This window comes from Variovorax sp. 10L426, assembly GCF_056395305.1.
Genome location: NZ_JBFTJF010000008.1, coordinates 97616 through 110328 on the forward strand (window position 1 = coordinate 97616; position 12713 = coordinate 110328).

Annotated in this window: 16 protein-coding genes; 5 read left to right on the plus strand and 11 right to left on the minus strand. The window is 63.1% G+C overall.

Annotated elements, in window-relative coordinates:
- The first annotated feature begins 74 nt into the window (after positions 1-74).
- Genes AC1DHL_RS13690 through rsgA form a run of 3 tightly spaced genes read left to right on the plus strand, consistent with a single transcriptional unit; the run spans position 75 to position 2656 of the window.
- Positions 75-1349, plus strand: coding sequence for a M48 family metallopeptidase (locus AC1DHL_RS13690; protein ID WP_478100463.1), 1275 nt, complete (start codon positions 75-77; stop codon positions 1347-1349).
- 9 nt (positions 1350-1358) lie between these two features.
- Positions 1359-1697: a 4a-hydroxytetrahydrobiopterin dehydratase gene (locus AC1DHL_RS13695; protein ID WP_478162312.1), complete on the plus strand. Its 339-nt coding sequence runs from the start codon at positions 1359-1361 to the stop codon at positions 1695-1697.
- Between the two features lie 20 nt (positions 1698-1717).
- Positions 1718-2656 carry a ribosome small subunit-dependent GTPase A gene (gene rsgA / locus AC1DHL_RS13700; RefSeq protein WP_478162313.1) on the plus strand — a complete coding sequence of 313 codons (939 nt, stop codon included), beginning with the start codon at positions 1718-1720 and terminating at the stop codon, positions 2654-2656.
- Here rsgA and hisC read toward each other — a convergent pair.
- The 7 genes from hisC to rpsP form a co-directional block, all read right to left on the minus strand.
- Positions 2650-3735 carry a histidinol-phosphate transaminase gene (gene hisC / locus AC1DHL_RS13705; RefSeq protein ID WP_478100471.1) on the minus strand — a complete coding sequence of 362 codons (1086 nt, stop codon included), beginning with the start codon at positions 3733-3735 and terminating at the stop codon, positions 2650-2652. The genes rsgA and hisC overlap by 7 nt on opposite strands.
- A gap of 19 nt (positions 3736-3754) precedes the next feature.
- Positions 3755-4756: a CobD/CbiB family protein gene (locus tag AC1DHL_RS13710; RefSeq protein ID WP_478162314.1), complete on the minus strand. Its 1002-nt coding sequence runs from the start codon at positions 4754-4756 to the stop codon at positions 3755-3757.
- Positions 4757-4798: 42 nt separating this feature from the next.
- Entirely contained in the window at positions 4799-5515 is a 717-nt protein-coding gene (locus AC1DHL_RS13715; RefSeq protein WP_478162374.1) for a CoA pyrophosphatase, read from the minus strand.
- 168 nt (positions 5516-5683) lie between these two features.
- Positions 5684-6064 carry a 50S ribosomal protein L19 gene (gene rplS / locus AC1DHL_RS13720; protein WP_478100477.1) on the minus strand — a complete coding sequence of 127 codons (381 nt, stop codon included), beginning with the start codon at positions 6062-6064 and terminating at the stop codon, positions 5684-5686.
- 87 nt (positions 6065-6151) lie between these two features.
- Entirely contained in the window at positions 6152-6898 is a 747-nt protein-coding gene (gene trmD / locus AC1DHL_RS13725) for a tRNA (guanosine(37)-N1)-methyltransferase TrmD (protein WP_478100479.1), read from the minus strand.
- A gap of 21 nt (positions 6899-6919) precedes the next feature.
- Positions 6920-7474, minus strand: coding sequence for a ribosome maturation factor RimM (rimM, locus tag AC1DHL_RS13730; RefSeq protein WP_478100481.1), 555 nt, complete (start codon positions 7472-7474; stop codon positions 6920-6922).
- 14 nt (positions 7475-7488) lie between these two features.
- The gene (gene rpsP, locus AC1DHL_RS13735; RefSeq protein ID WP_478100483.1) at positions 7489-7752 is read right to left on the minus strand and encodes a 30S ribosomal protein S16; all 264 of its coding nucleotides are present in this window, start codon (positions 7750-7752) and stop codon (positions 7489-7491) included.
- A 166-nt stretch (positions 7753-7918) separates the two neighbouring features.
- On the opposite strand from rpsP, the gene AC1DHL_RS13740 reads away from it, so the two are divergent.
- The gene (locus tag AC1DHL_RS13740) at positions 7919-8443 is read left to right on the plus strand and encodes an N-acetyltransferase family protein (RefSeq protein ID WP_478100485.1); all 525 of its coding nucleotides are present in this window, start codon (positions 7919-7921) and stop codon (positions 8441-8443) included.
- Entirely contained in the window at positions 8440-8892 is a 453-nt protein-coding gene (locus AC1DHL_RS13745; RefSeq protein ID WP_478100487.1) for a TM2 domain-containing protein, read from the plus strand. The genes AC1DHL_RS13740 and AC1DHL_RS13745 overlap by 4 nt, the downstream gene beginning before the upstream one ends.
- A 10-nt stretch (positions 8893-8902) precedes the next feature.
- Here AC1DHL_RS13745 and AC1DHL_RS13750 read toward each other — a convergent pair whose 3' ends face one another.
- From AC1DHL_RS13750 to pcnB, 4 genes are all read right to left on the minus strand, one after another.
- Positions 8903-9913 carry an inorganic phosphate transporter gene (locus AC1DHL_RS13750; protein ID WP_478100489.1) on the minus strand — a complete coding sequence of 337 codons (1011 nt, stop codon included), beginning with the start codon at positions 9911-9913 and terminating at the stop codon, positions 8903-8905.
- 15 nt (positions 9914-9928) lie between these two features.
- On the minus strand, positions 9929-10573 hold the full coding sequence (locus AC1DHL_RS13755; protein WP_478162315.1) for a DUF47 domain-containing protein: 645 nt from the start codon (positions 10571-10573) through the stop codon (positions 9929-9931).
- Positions 10574-10668: 95 nt separating this feature from the next.
- Positions 10669-11127 carry a 2-amino-4-hydroxy-6-hydroxymethyldihydropteridine diphosphokinase gene (folK, locus tag AC1DHL_RS13760; protein WP_478100493.1) on the minus strand — a complete coding sequence of 153 codons (459 nt, stop codon included), beginning with the start codon at positions 11125-11127 and terminating at the stop codon, positions 10669-10671.
- Positions 11124-12704, minus strand: coding sequence for a polynucleotide adenylyltransferase PcnB (pcnB, locus tag AC1DHL_RS13765; RefSeq protein ID WP_478162316.1), 1581 nt, complete (start codon positions 12702-12704; stop codon positions 11124-11126). The genes folK and pcnB overlap by 4 nt, the downstream gene beginning before the upstream one ends.
- Positions 12705-12713: the final 9 nt, after the last annotated feature.

The following is a 12713-nucleotide window of genomic DNA, read 5'->3' on the forward strand; positions in this document are numbered from 1 at the left end:
CGATTGTCGTCGATGCCCCTTCAGGCGACCGGCCCGCAGGCGAGCAGAGGGCCTGCGGGCTAAACTCGACCGTCATGCCTACCACCTCGTCCGCCCCCCTTGCCTTCACCCTGGCCTTCGCCGTGGCGCTGGTCGTCGGGCTGGTCGTGAAGTTCTGGCTTGCCACACGACAGGTGCGGCACGTTGCGCGCCATCGCAACGCGGTTCCGGAGGCCTTCGCGCAGGCGATCGCGCTGGAGGCCCACCAGAAGGCGGCGGACTACACGATCGCGAAAACGCGACTGGGGGTGCTCGAGATGGCGTGGGGCGCCGCCGTGCTTCTTGGCTGGACGCTGCTCGGCGGACTCGACCTGCTCAACAAGGCACTGCTCGCCTGGATGGACGGCGGCATGCTGCAGCAGTTGGCACTGCTCGCCGCTTTCGCGCTGATCGGCGGACTTCTCGAGCTGCCCTTCACGCTGTGGCAGACCTTTCGGCTCGAAGAGCGTTTCGGATTCAACAAGATGACCTGGCGGCTATGGTTCGCAGACGCGATCAAGGGCCTGGTTCTGGGTGCAGTGATCGGCCTGCCGATCGCCGCGCTCATCCTCTGGCTCATGAGTGCGGCCGGCGCGCTATGGTGGCTCTGGGCCTGGGGCGTGTGGATGGCATTCAACCTGCTGCTGATGCTTGTCTATCCGACTTTCATCGCCCCGATCTTCAACAAATTCCAGCCGCTGGACGATGCCGCTCTCAAAGCCCGCGTGACTGCGCTGATGCAACGCTGTGGCTTTGCGGCCAAGGGACTGTTCGTGATGGACGGCAGCACGCGCAGTGCGCATGCCAACGCCTATTTCACCGGCTTCGGCGCCAGCAAGCGCGTGGTTTTCTACGACACACTGCTGCGCCAACTCAATGCCGGAGAGGTCGAGGCCGTGCTCGCACATGAGCTGGGTCACTTCAAGCACCGGCACGTCGTGAAACGCATGGCAGCCATGTTCGCGCTGAGTCTGGCGGGCTTCGCCCTACTGGGCTGGCTGTCCGTGCACACATGGTTCTTTGTCGGGCTGGGTGTGCAACCCAATATGTCGGCGCCCAACAGTGCGCTCGCCATCCTCCTCTTCATGCTCGCCGTGCCCGTGTTCGGGTTCTTCGTGGCGCCGCTGCCGGTGCTGATCAGCCGACGACACGAGTTCGAGGCAGATGCCTACGCGGTCGCCCAAACCAGCGGCGCCGACCTGTCCGCTGCGCTGCTCAAGCTTTATCAGGACAACGCTTCGACGCTCACGCCCGATCCGGTGTTCGTCAAGTTCTACTACTCGCACCCACCCGCGTCCGAACGCCTCGCGCGCATGGCCGGGGCAACCTGAAAGCCGACGATGAGCAGCATGTTGACATTCAAAGACTGGAAGTCCCACCCACGACGCGCCATGAGCGCCACGGAAATCGTGGCAAGCCTGGCACGTCTCGAAGGCTGGAAGTTGGCAGGCGACGGCGCGAACGTCGCGATCGAAAAAACCTTCACCTTCGCGAACTATTTCGAGACCATCGCTTTCGTGAACGCACTCGTCCTGGTGGCGCACAAGCAGGATCACCACCCGGATCTCTCGGTGTACTACGACCGCTGCGTCGTGCGATTCAATACACACGACGTGGGCGGCATCTCGGCGACGGACTTCGAGTGCGCATCGCAGGCCGACGCACTGCTTGCAAACTGAGCCGCCCATGGAACGCATCCTTGGCTAAGCAGCGCGCCGGCACGAACGGCGCGGCACTGCGCGACGGACTTGTTGTCGCCGGTCACGGCCGCCACTGCATTGTCGAAACGCCGGAAGGCGAGCGCGTCATCTGCCACCCGCGCGGCAAAAAGAGCCAGGCCGTCGTCGGCGATCGCGTTCTGTGGCAGGCGAGCCAGGACGAAGGCACGATCGAAAAGGTGCTGCCGCGCAAGAATCTCTTCTATCGACAGGACGAGATCCGGACCAAGTCGTTCGCGGCCAATCTCGACCAAGTGTTGATCCTCATCGCCGCGGAACCCGAATTCTCCGAGACCCAGTTGACGCGCGCATTGATAGCCGCCGGGGCTGAACGCATCACGCCGCTGATCGCGCTCAACAAGAGCGACCTGAAGGCACCTTTCGAGCGCGCGTGGAACCGACTCGCCCCTTACCGGCGCATGCACTACCAAGTGCTGCCGCTGGCTCTCACAGCTTCGGGCGATACCGATCGCGCCACACTGACGACACTGCTGACCGGCAAGACCACGCTGGTGCTGGGCCCCTCCGGCGCCGGCAAAAGCACGATGATCAATTTGCTGGTGCCCGGCGCCACGGTCCTGACAGGCGAGATCTCGCAGGCTCTCAACTCGGGCAAGCACACGACGACCAGCACGACGTGGTACTGGATGGACAAGGCGAGCAGCACCGCGTTGATTGACTCGCCGGGCTTCCAGGAATTCGGCCTGCATCACATCGAACCGATGCAACTCGCGCATCTGATGCCCGACATCGCCGAGCATGCGACCGACTGCAAGTTCTACAACTGCACGCACCTGCACGAACCGGGTTGCGGCGTGATCGGGCAGTTGGATTCGGCCTCGCACCCGGGCGCCATCAGTGCGTCCCGCTACCGCATCTACGGCGAGTTGTTCGCCGAACTCAGTCAGACGCGCTACTGAGCGCCGAGGATGGCAGCCAGCGCATCGACCAGTGCCGAGCACTGATCACGCGTTCCGACGGTGATGCGCAGATACTGCGCGATTCGCGGTTGGCGAAAGTGGCGCACTAGAACCGCTCTTTCGCGCAACGACGCGGCAAGACCGCCGGCATCAAGTGCAGGGTGCCGCACGAACAGGAAATTGGCCTGGGACGGCAGCACCTCGAAGCCCAGGTCTTCCAGTTGCAGCACCAGCCCTTCGCGAGTGTCGATCACGTCATTGCGGGTCCGCTCGAACCACGCTTGTTCCTCGATGGCTGCCACGGCACCGGCCGACGCGAGACGGTCGATCGGATAGGAGTTGAAGCTGTTCTTGACGCGCTGAAGCCCATCGACGAGATGCGCCTGACCGCAGGCAAAGCCGACCCGCAAACCGGCGAGCGAGCGCGACTTGGAGAGCGTCTGCACGACGAGCAGGTTCGGATAGCGGTCGATCAAGGGAAGCGCGCTTTCGCCGCCGAAATCGACATACGCCTCGTCCACCAGCACCACGCGACCCGGGCACGCCTGAAGCAGCGCCTCGATGCGAGCGAGCGGCAATCCGATGCCGGTCGGCGCGTTCGGATTGGCGATGACGATGCCCGCGCAGCCGCCCGCAGCACGCGCAACCAGTGCCTCGGCATCGATGCGCAGACCCTCGTCAACGGGCGGGAGTTCGCATGCGATCCCGTAGAGCTGCGCGTAGACACGGTAGAAGCTGTAGGTGATGTCCGGGATCAGAAGGGGTTCGGCCTGCTGAAAAAACGCGAAGAACGCGTGGGCCAAAACCTCATCGGAGCCATTGCCCACAAAGACTTGCGAAGCATCCAGCCCATGCCGTGCGGCAAGGGCCTCGCGCAACACCGTCGATTCGGGGTCGGGGTAGCGCTCGAGACCGCTTTCCGCCGCGCTTTGGATGGCATGGATCACGTGCGGCGACGGCGGATAGGGATTCTCGTTGGTGTTGAGCTTGACGAGATTGGCGATACGCGGCTGCTCGCCAGGCACATAGGGTTCGAGCGCCTCGATGCGCGGGCTCCAGAAGATCGGGGATTTCGACACGATCGCGCCCTCTTGAGGCTCAGCCCAGCAAGCGCGCCAAGGTGAGCAGCGCCAGTAGAACCATCCACATCACGACCGATCGCCAGACAAGACCGACGACGCTGCGCAGGTGTGCCGGCTCGGGCTCGCGTCCCGGAGTACTGCCGCTGTCCGGGATCTGGCCGTCGGCGAACGAATCTCCGGCTTGCGCGCGCGGCAATGGATCGGTCATCGGCACGGCGCTCAACGTACCCCCACCGAGCCGCACGTTGACCGCACCGGATGTCGCGGCAAGGATGACGCCGTCGTTCCGGTTCGGAAAACGGCGAGCGTCGTTGCGCCAACAGTCGATGGCCTCTTCAAAGCTACCCACGACCGCAAAGCCCAGGGCCGTGATTCGGGCAGGCAGCCAGTCGATCAGTCCCCAGGCGCGCTCCGCGGCTTGCTGAACCCAGATGCTGGAAGGTTGCGTCGATGCGCCGCTCTTGTGCGCCCAATAGCGCGCGACGAATTCGCTCATCCGGTAGAACACCGCCCCGGCAGGACCGAGCCCCACCGCCGCGAGGATCGAGAACCACGCAAGCACGCCAAAGACGTGCCGATGCGCGGCGATCACTGAGTGCTCGATCACGTGTCGCACGATTTCGCTGCGCGGCAGGTTGACGGCGTCGACATGCTGCCAATGCGCGAGCAACGAGCGCGCCAACGGTTCGTCGCCCTCGTCGAGGGCATCGCGAATGCCGGTGAAATGATGGCTGAACTGTCGGAATCCCAAGGTGACGTACAGGATCGCAATGCTCCACAAGACCGCAAAGGGCAGCCCTATCGTCAGAATCAGAAGCCAATGCACGGCCAGCGCAAGCACGGTCGGCACGAACACCGCAAGGGACCAAGCCACCCAGCCGTGATTTGGCTTGCCGGCGTCGAAATTGCGGCTGGTCCAGCGCGTCCATGCAAGCACGCCGCCATAGATGGGGTTGTGGTACGCCAACGGACGCACCTGCTCGATCAGCAACGCGCACAGGATCGCAAAGAAGCTCATTCGTCGATGATACGAGAGCCTTTGCGGGATCCCATGGGCCGCTCAGGCAGAGAGAAAACGGTAGAGATTGCGCAGCATGCCTGCCGTCGCGCCCCACACGAAGCGCTCCTGGTCGCCATCCTGATATGGCATCGAAATCCATTCGCGCGACTTGAGGTCGTTGCCGGTCATGCTGTGATGACGGTGGTTTGCCGGATTCATCAGAAACGAGAATGGCACTTCGAAGGCCTCTGCGACTTCGTAAGGATTGATCGTCAGCTCGAAATCCGGCCGGACGAGCGCGACGACCGGCGTGACGATGAACGACGTGATGGTCGTGTAGGTCGGCAGATTGCCCAACACTTCGATGTACTCGGCCGACAGACCGACCTCTTCCCAAGCTTCGCGAAGCGCAGCGGCGGCAATGTTGGCATCCTCTGGATCAACCCGGCCGCCAGGAAATGCCACCTGTCCCGAATGGTTCGTCAGGCCCGCAGAGCGTTCGGTCAGCAGGACGGTGGGCGTATCCCGCATCACAACGGGCACGAGCACGGCCGCTTGGGCGGGCGGCCGGTCCATCATCCGGGGTTCGCGCCGCAGTTCGGGAGTCCATGCAGGCCGTGCGGCAAAGCGCGCACGCAATGCGCGGGCGCTGAGCTGATCAGGCGACACCGCCGGCAAATCGGCATCAACGAAGGTCACCGGCACCTCGCGCGGGTCGAACGACGGCAGAACCGGCGGGAGCACGGCATTGATCGTTTCGACGGGAGAAGCGCGCATGGCCGATGGGAGAGTGGTCAAGTGAATGGACTTGGTAAGTTAAACGCAAAAACGGTGCAAACGTGGGACACGGCACCACAACAAAAATCACGAATACCCCGCTCGAGCGGTGGACCAATGCAAAAAGCCGCCTCGAACGGCGGCTTTTTGCATGACATGGTGTACCTATTATTGGGCGGCCGTGGCTGCCGACTTGCCCGGCAACTTTTCCTTGATGCGAGCCGAGCGGCCGCTGCGATCACGGAGGTAGTACAGCTTGGCACGGCGCACATCGCCGCGACGCTTGACTTCGATGCCGGCGATCAGCGGGCTGTAGGTCTGGAATGTACGCTCCACGCCTTCGCCGCTGGAGATCTTGCGAACGGTAAAGCCGCTGTTGAGGCCGCGATTGCGCTTGGCGATCACGACGCCTTCGTAGGCCTGTACGCGCTTGCGGGTGCCTTCGACGACGTTCACGCTGACGATGACCGTGTCACCGGGCATGAATTCGGGGATCTTCTTGCCGAGACGGGCGATTTCTTCCTGCTCGAGGGTCTGGATGAGGTTCATGATTTCCTGATGTCGATCATGTCCGCGCTACACAAAAGGCACCTTCGGATGAAGGAGCGGCCGGGCAGAGGATCGGGGAACCGAAGATTATAGCTTTTTTTGGAGGGCTATCTCATCCGACTTGCTAAGGCGGCCCGCGCGCCGTGCGGCATCGATGAGATCAGGACGTTTCTGAAGCGTGATCGCCAGCCGCTGATCGCGGCGCCAACGTTCGATCTGAAGGTGATGCCCCGACATGAGGACCGCTGGCACTCCCTCCCCATTCCACAACTCGGGCCGAGTGAAGTGCGGGCAATCGAGCAATCCGTCGAGGGCGGGATTGAAGCTGTCCTGAACGTGGCTGGCCTCGTCGCCCAGCACACCAGGTTGCAACCTGGCCACGGCATCCAGAAGCGCCATGGCGGCAATCTCGCCGCCCGACAGCACGAAATCGCCCAGACTGATCTGATGCGTGACCCTTGCATCGATGAAACGCTGATCGATGCCCTCGTAGCGACCGCAGACCAGAATTGCGCCATTGCCGACCGACCAGCTTTCGACCGCTTCATGGCGCAACGTTTCACCAATGGGTGAGAACAGTATGACTGGCGCTGCTGCGCCGCGCGATGACAGGGCGGCATCCAGGCAAGCCGACAACGGCTGCGCCATCATGACCATGCCAGGTCCGCCGCCGAATGGCCGGTCGTCGACGCGCCGGTAGTTCCCTTCGGCGAAGTCACGCGGATTCCAAAAGACGACCTCGACCTGCTTCGACTCGTAGGCGCGACGGGTGACGCCGCTCGAGAGAAGCGGCGTGAACAACTCCGGGAACAAAGTGATGATGTCGAAGCGCATGACGGCGCCAACCCGGACCGGTCAGTAGTCCGGCTGCCAGTCGACCGTGATCAGCCGACCCGCCAGGTCCACCTTGTCGACGAAGGCCGATACAAAAGGAACCATGCGCTCGACCGGCTTGCCGTCTTCTTCGGCAGCTAGGACCAACGTGGTCTGCGGGCCGGTGGCGAGCAATTCGCGCACCTTACCTAGTGCGATGCCTTCGCGATTCACGACGGCGAGCCCTATGAGATCGACCCAGTAGTACTCGTCATCGCCGGCAGTCGGAAAACTTGAACGAGGTACGAAAACACGCGCGCCGCGCAGTGCTTCGGCCGCATTGCGGTCCGGAACCTCAGTGGACGAGGCGACGATGCAATCGGAATGTTCCTTGGCCTCGCGGATCGCGAGCCGGAATGCGTGGCCAGCCGCAGCGCCCGGGGGCTGCAGGAACCAGCGCTTGGATGAAAAAAGCGCCTCGGGTTGGGCGCTGTGGGGCAGAACCTTGAACCAGCCCTTGATGCCCCAGGCATCGACGATGCGCGCCACTTCGATTGCATCCGCCGGAAGGTCGGCGGCCTCGAGGGTGGGCAGCATCGCGTGCCAGCGGCTTAGGCTGCTGCCTTGGGCACGGCTGCGGCCGCTTGCTTGATCAGACGGGTGACCGTGGGCGAAGCTTGCGCGCCAACGCTCTTCCAGTAGGTCAGGCGATCCTGAGCGATGCGGATGCTTTCTTCATTTTCCTTGGCGATCGGGTTGTAGAAACCCAGGCGCTCGATGAATCGGCCATCGCGACGGACACGCTTGTCCGACACGACGATGTTGAAGAACGGACGACCTTTGGAGCCGCCGCGGGAGAGTCGAATAACGACCATGATTTATCCTTCGGGTGGTGCGACGAACCCGACTGGGCCCGCCCACAATGTTCTTCCAGCGTCGAGACACGCGACATGGCCACCCGGCCAGCGACACGCTGAAAAGCCCACGATTATAGCCCGGACCCACTTTTTTCTACACCTCGGCCCTGCCGGGAGTTGCTGTATGACGACCATCCGCCCCAGTTGCGACGAAGACGTCGCCGCCATCACCGCCATCTATGCGCATCACGTTCTGCACGGGACGGGTACCTTCGAAACCGAGCCACCGAGTCCTGCCGACATGGCCGCACGACGCGCCGATGTCCTGTCGAAGAACCTTCCCTACCTCGTTGCGGAGCAAGACGACGAAATTCTGGGCTTCGCCTATTGCAACTGGTTCAAGCCACGTCCTGCCTATCGCTTTTCGGCCGAGGACTCGATTTACCTCGCAAACAGTGCGCGGGGCCAGGGCCTCGGCGCGAAGCTGTTGGCGGCGCTCTGTGAGGCGACAGAAGCGGTCGGTGTGCGCAAGTTGATCGCGGTCATCGGCGACTCGGCCAATGCCGGCTCCATTGGCGTGCATCGCGCGCAAGGCTTCAGCCATGTTGGCGTCTTGAAGGACTGCGGGTGGAAATTCGGCGAATGGCGGGATGTCGTGCTCATGGAAAAGGTCCTGGGTGAAGGCAGCTCAACAAGGCCGGAGCAATGAAAAACAAGACGGTGGCGGCGTGGCTGGCCTTCCTGGGCGGCCCCTTGGGCCTGCATTGCTTCTATCTCCGCGGCCCATCGAGCATCCTGGGTTGGCTGCTCCCGATTCCTACAGCCCTCGGCCTGTACGGAGTCGAGCGCGTGCGGACATACGGCCTTGACGACGCCTGGAGTTGGCTGCTGATCCCCCTGCTGGGATTCACGATCTCCGGATGTGCGCTGACCGCCATCGTGTATGGCCTGATGACGCCCGAAAAGTGGAATGCTCGCTACAACGCGAAGCTTTCCACCGACTCGGCACCTGCGACCGGAGGCACGAACTGGCTCACCATCGGAGCCGTCGTGCTGGCATTGCTTTTCGGGAGCACCATCCTCATGGCGAGTCTGGCATTCAGTTTTCAGCGCTACTTCGAGCACGAGGTCGAAGCAGGCAGAAAGATTTCGCAGTAGGACCCGAGCCTCAGAACACCTGGATACCGATCCAGTAAGCGATTGCCGCCACAAAGGCCGCCGCCGGGATCGTGAATATCCAGGCCCAGACGATGTTGCCGGCCACGCCCCAACGCACCGCGCTGGCGCGCTGCGCCGAGCCCACGCCGACGATCGCGCCAGTGATGGTGTGAGTGGTCGATACCGGAATGCCGAGCGCGGTCGCCAGGAAGAGCGTCAGCGCTCCGCCGGTTTCGGCGCAAAAGCCGCCGACAGGCTTGAGCTTGGTGATCTTCTGGCCCATGGTCTTGACGATGCGCCAGCCGCCGAACATCGTGCCTAGCGAAATGGCTGCATAGCAGGCCACGATCGTCCATGTAGGCGGGAGTTCGGCATCCGCGGCCGCGTAGCCGGTCGCGATCAACAGCATCCAGATGATGCCGATGGTCTTTTGTGCGTCATTGCCGCCGTGACCCAGACTGTAGGCACCGGCCGAGATCAATTGCAAACGCCTGAACCACCGGTCCACGCGCGAAGGCGTGGACCGCCTGAACGCCCAGGCCACCACGATCATCATGAACGAGCCGAGCAGGAACCCGAGCAGCGGCGAAACGAAGATGAATGCCACGGTCTTCCAGATGCCCGAGGCGATCAGCGCACCTGAGCCTGCCTTGGCGATGACTGCGCCCACAATGCCGCCGATGAGTGCGTGCGACGAGCTGCTGGGAATACCGTAGTACCAGGTGACGAGGTTCCAGCTGATGGCGCCGACCAGCGAGCCGAAGACGACGTGCACATCCACGACGCCCGGCTGCACGATGCCTTTGCCGATCGTTGCCGCCACGCTCAGGTGGAACACGAAGATCGCGATCAGGTTGAAAAAAGCCGCAAACACCACAGCCTGACCTGGCTTGAGCACACCTGTCGAAACGACTGTGGCGATCGAGTTCGCCGCGTCGTGGAATCCATTCATGAAATCGAAGGCGATGGCCAGAACGACCAGCACCACTACCACCCAGAGGGCGACCTGAACCGTTGCCATTCGAAGCCCGCGGTTTCAGGAATTTTCGAGGACGATGCCCTCGATCACGTTGGCGACGTCTTCGCACTTGTCGGTGATCGTTTCGAGCAATTCGTAGATGGCCTTGAGCTTGATGACCTCGCGCACATCGGGCTCTTCGCGGAAGAGTTTGCTCATCGCGCTGCGCATCACGCGGTCGGCGTCCGATTCGAGACGATCGATTTCCTCGCAGGTCTTGAGTGTGGCTTCAGCAGTCGCCGGATCCGTAATCCTGCCCAGGAACTTCACGGCGTCCTTCACCCTTTCGCAGCACTTGACACTCAGCGCAGTCAGGCGCGTGATTTCTTCCGTCATGTGGCGAACGTCGTAGAGTGCCATGGTCTCGGCGGAATCCTGGATCAGGTCGGCCACATCGTCCATCGTGTTGATCAGCTTGTGGATCTGCTCACGGTCGATCGGCGTGATGAAGGTCTTGTGGATCAGCCGGTTGACATCGTGCGTGACGCGGTCGGCGGCGCGCTCGGCGTTGTCGACGTCACGGTTGTATTGCTCGCGCAGGTGCAGGTCGCCGTAGTTCGCCACGAGTTGCTCGAATGCGCGCGCGGCTTCGACAATGCGGTCGGCATGCTGGTTGAACATCTCGAAAAAATTCCCCTCGCGGGGCAGCAGCTTGCCGAACATGGCGGTCTCCTGGGTTCGCGGCCGCCACAGCACATTTGTGTGACGCCATCGTGAAAAAATCCGCGCAAGTGTACTGGGCAGCCCGGGCGCAGGGGTCAGAGGCGTTCGATCTGCTGGTCGGCGACTCGTTGGATCTGGGCCGCCGTGACAAGGACCGGCGCGATTTCTGCCAGAGGCAACAAAACGAATGCACGCTCCGTCATCCGGGGATGGGGGAGCGTGAGCGTCGCTGTATTCATGACGACCTCGCCATGGCAAAGCAAGTCAAGATCGAGGGTGCGCGGCGCATTCCGGAACGGTCGCTCACGGCCCGCGCCGGCTTCGAGACGGTGGAGTTCTTCCAACAGGGCCTGTGGTTCCAAACGTGTATCGAGTTCAACGACGGCGTTGATGAAGTCCGGCCCCGACGCATCGACGGGCGCGCTCCTGTAGAGCGACGAGCGTGCAGTCACCCGCGTCTGGAGCAACCCGTCCAGGTCCGACATGGCGCGCAACACGGCCGCGCGCGCATCGCCAAGGTTGGCGCCGATCGCGACATAGGCGCGGCCTTTCATTCCACGGTTGCGCCGCCTGCTTCGCCACCGCTGCGCGGCTTGCGCCGACGCCGGCGCTTGCGTGGCGCCGTGGCAACTTCGCCATCGGGCGGTAACGCGGAATCGACTTCGGCAGCCGGTGAAGCCGCTTGCCGTCCGGGGCCCGTGCCGCCTGGCGTTCGCGCGGGAACGCGCTGCCGAGTCTTCTTGTGCTGCTCGTCGCGGACCTGGTCCATCAGGTCCTGCCGCCGCAGGTCATCGGCCGTGCTGAACTCCTGCCACCACTCGGCGATCGCTTCGCCGACTTCGCCAATGTCTGCGCGCAGCCGCATGAAGTCGAATGCCGCACGAAATCGAGCCTGCTCGACCAGGCTGTACGGCGTGGCGCCGATGCGCTTGTCGAAGCGCGGCTGCATCATCCAGATTTCGCGCATGTCGGCGGCGAGCTTGCCACGTCCTGAGACGTCACCGATGCGCGCATTGAAGACATCGTCGATCGCGTCCTGCAAGGCGGGGAATGGCGGTTGAGGACGCTGCCCATGCCGGCCCTGCTGACGCTGCGCCCAGCCGTCGCGGACGTCGGCCCAAAGCACGCATGCGAGCAGGAAGCTCGGCGCCACGGGCTTGCCTTCGCCCACACGGCGATCGGTGTCCTGCAACGCCGCTTTCACGAATGGCTGGTCGGCGCGTTCCACAACCACGTCGAGCAGCGGATAGATGCCTGTCGAAAGGTCGAGCGCACGAAGCTGCGCGATGGTCGCGACCGCATGCCCCGTTTGCAGCAATTTGAGCATTTCATCGAACAAGCGGCTTTGGGGCACGTCCGCCAGGAGGCGGCTCGACTCGACGAGCGGCGCGGCGGACTTGGGTTCGAGCTTGAAGCCGAGCGCGGCCAGCTTGGCGGAGAAGCGAATCGCACGAATGATGCGCACCGGGTCCTCGCGGTAGCGCGTGATCGGATCGCCGATCATGCGCAGCGTGAGCTTCTTCGCGTCCTTGATGCCATTGTGATAGTCGACCACGATCTGGCTGGCCGGGTCGTAGTACATCGCGTTGACGGTGAAATCGCGCCGTGCAGCGTCTTCTTCTTGCGGGCCCCAGACGTTGTCACGCAACACGCGGCCGCTGGCGTCCACGGCGTGCTTCATGCCGGCGAGTTCGCCCTTGCTGGTGCGCTCGTTGCCCGCTACCTGCTCGGCGCCCGCGCTGTCCATGTAGGCGCGGAAGGTCGAGACCTCGATCACTTCGTGCTCGCGGCCGCGGCCGTACACCACGTGCACGATACGAAACCGCCGCCCGATGATGAAAGCGCGACGGAACAGGCTCTTGACCTGCTCGGGCGTGGCATTGGTCGCGACATCGAAGTCCTTCGGCCGCAAGCCCAGCAGCAGGTCGCGAACCGCTCCGCCGACCACGTAGGCCTCGAAACCGGCTTCCTGAAGGGTCGTGACGACGTTCTTGGCCCGCTCATCGACGAGGGCCGGATCGATGCCGTGCACCGAGGCGGCCACCTCCTGGCGCTTGCCGAAACGGGCCTTGCCGGTGGATGAGCCGCCGCCGGATTTGCCGAGGAGTTTGTCGATGAATTTCTTGATCATTGGAAGGAA

What these genes read in the sequence shown, in the direction of transcription:
- rplS (WP_478100477.1), bottom strand. Translation starts at nt 6,064, where the DNA reads ATGAACCTCATCCAGACCCTCGAGCAGGAAGAAATCGCCCGTCTCGGC.
- AC1DHL_RS13690 (WP_478100463.1), top strand. Translation starts at nt 75, where the DNA reads ATGCCTACCACCTCGTCCGCCCCCCTTGCCTTCACCCTGGCCTTCGCC.
- AC1DHL_RS13750 (WP_478100489.1), bottom strand. Translation starts at nt 9,913, where the DNA reads ATGGCAACGGTTCAGGTCGCCCTCTGGGTGGTAGTGGTGCTGGTCGTT.
- AC1DHL_RS13710 (WP_478162314.1), bottom strand. Translation starts at nt 4,756, where the DNA reads ATGAGCTTCTTTGCGATCCTGTGCGCGTTGCTGATCGAGCAGGTGCGT.
- AC1DHL_RS13740 (WP_478100485.1), top strand. Translation starts at nt 7,919, where the DNA reads ATGACGACCATCCGCCCCAGTTGCGACGAAGACGTCGCCGCCATCACC.
- rpsP (WP_478100483.1), bottom strand. Translation starts at nt 7,752, where the DNA reads ATGGTCGTTATTCGACTCTCCCGCGGCGGCTCCAAAGGTCGTCCGTTC.
- AC1DHL_RS13715 (WP_478162374.1), bottom strand. Translation starts at nt 5,515, where the DNA reads ATGCGCGCTTCTCCCGTCGAAACGATCAATGCCGTGCTCCCGCCGGTT.
- AC1DHL_RS13695 (WP_478162312.1), top strand. Translation starts at nt 1,359, where the DNA reads ATGAGCAGCATGTTGACATTCAAAGACTGGAAGTCCCACCCACGACGC.
- rimM (WP_478100481.1), bottom strand. Translation starts at nt 7,474, where the DNA reads ATGCTGCCCACCCTCGAGGCCGCCGACCTTCCGGCGGATGCAATCGAA.
- folK (WP_478100493.1), bottom strand. Translation starts at nt 11,127, where the DNA reads ATGAAAGGCCGCGCCTATGTCGCGATCGGCGCCAACCTTGGCGATGCG.
- pcnB (WP_478162316.1), bottom strand. Translation starts at nt 12,704, where the DNA reads ATGATCAAGAAATTCATCGACAAACTCCTCGGCAAATCCGGCGGCGGC.
- AC1DHL_RS13745 (WP_478100487.1), top strand. Translation starts at nt 8,440, where the DNA reads ATGAAAAACAAGACGGTGGCGGCGTGGCTGGCCTTCCTGGGCGGCCCC.
- trmD (WP_478100479.1), bottom strand. Translation starts at nt 6,898, where the DNA reads ATGCGCTTCGACATCATCACTTTGTTCCCGGAGTTGTTCACGCCGCTT.
- AC1DHL_RS13755 (WP_478162315.1), bottom strand. Translation starts at nt 10,573, where the DNA reads ATGTTCGGCAAGCTGCTGCCCCGCGAGGGGAATTTTTTCGAGATGTTC.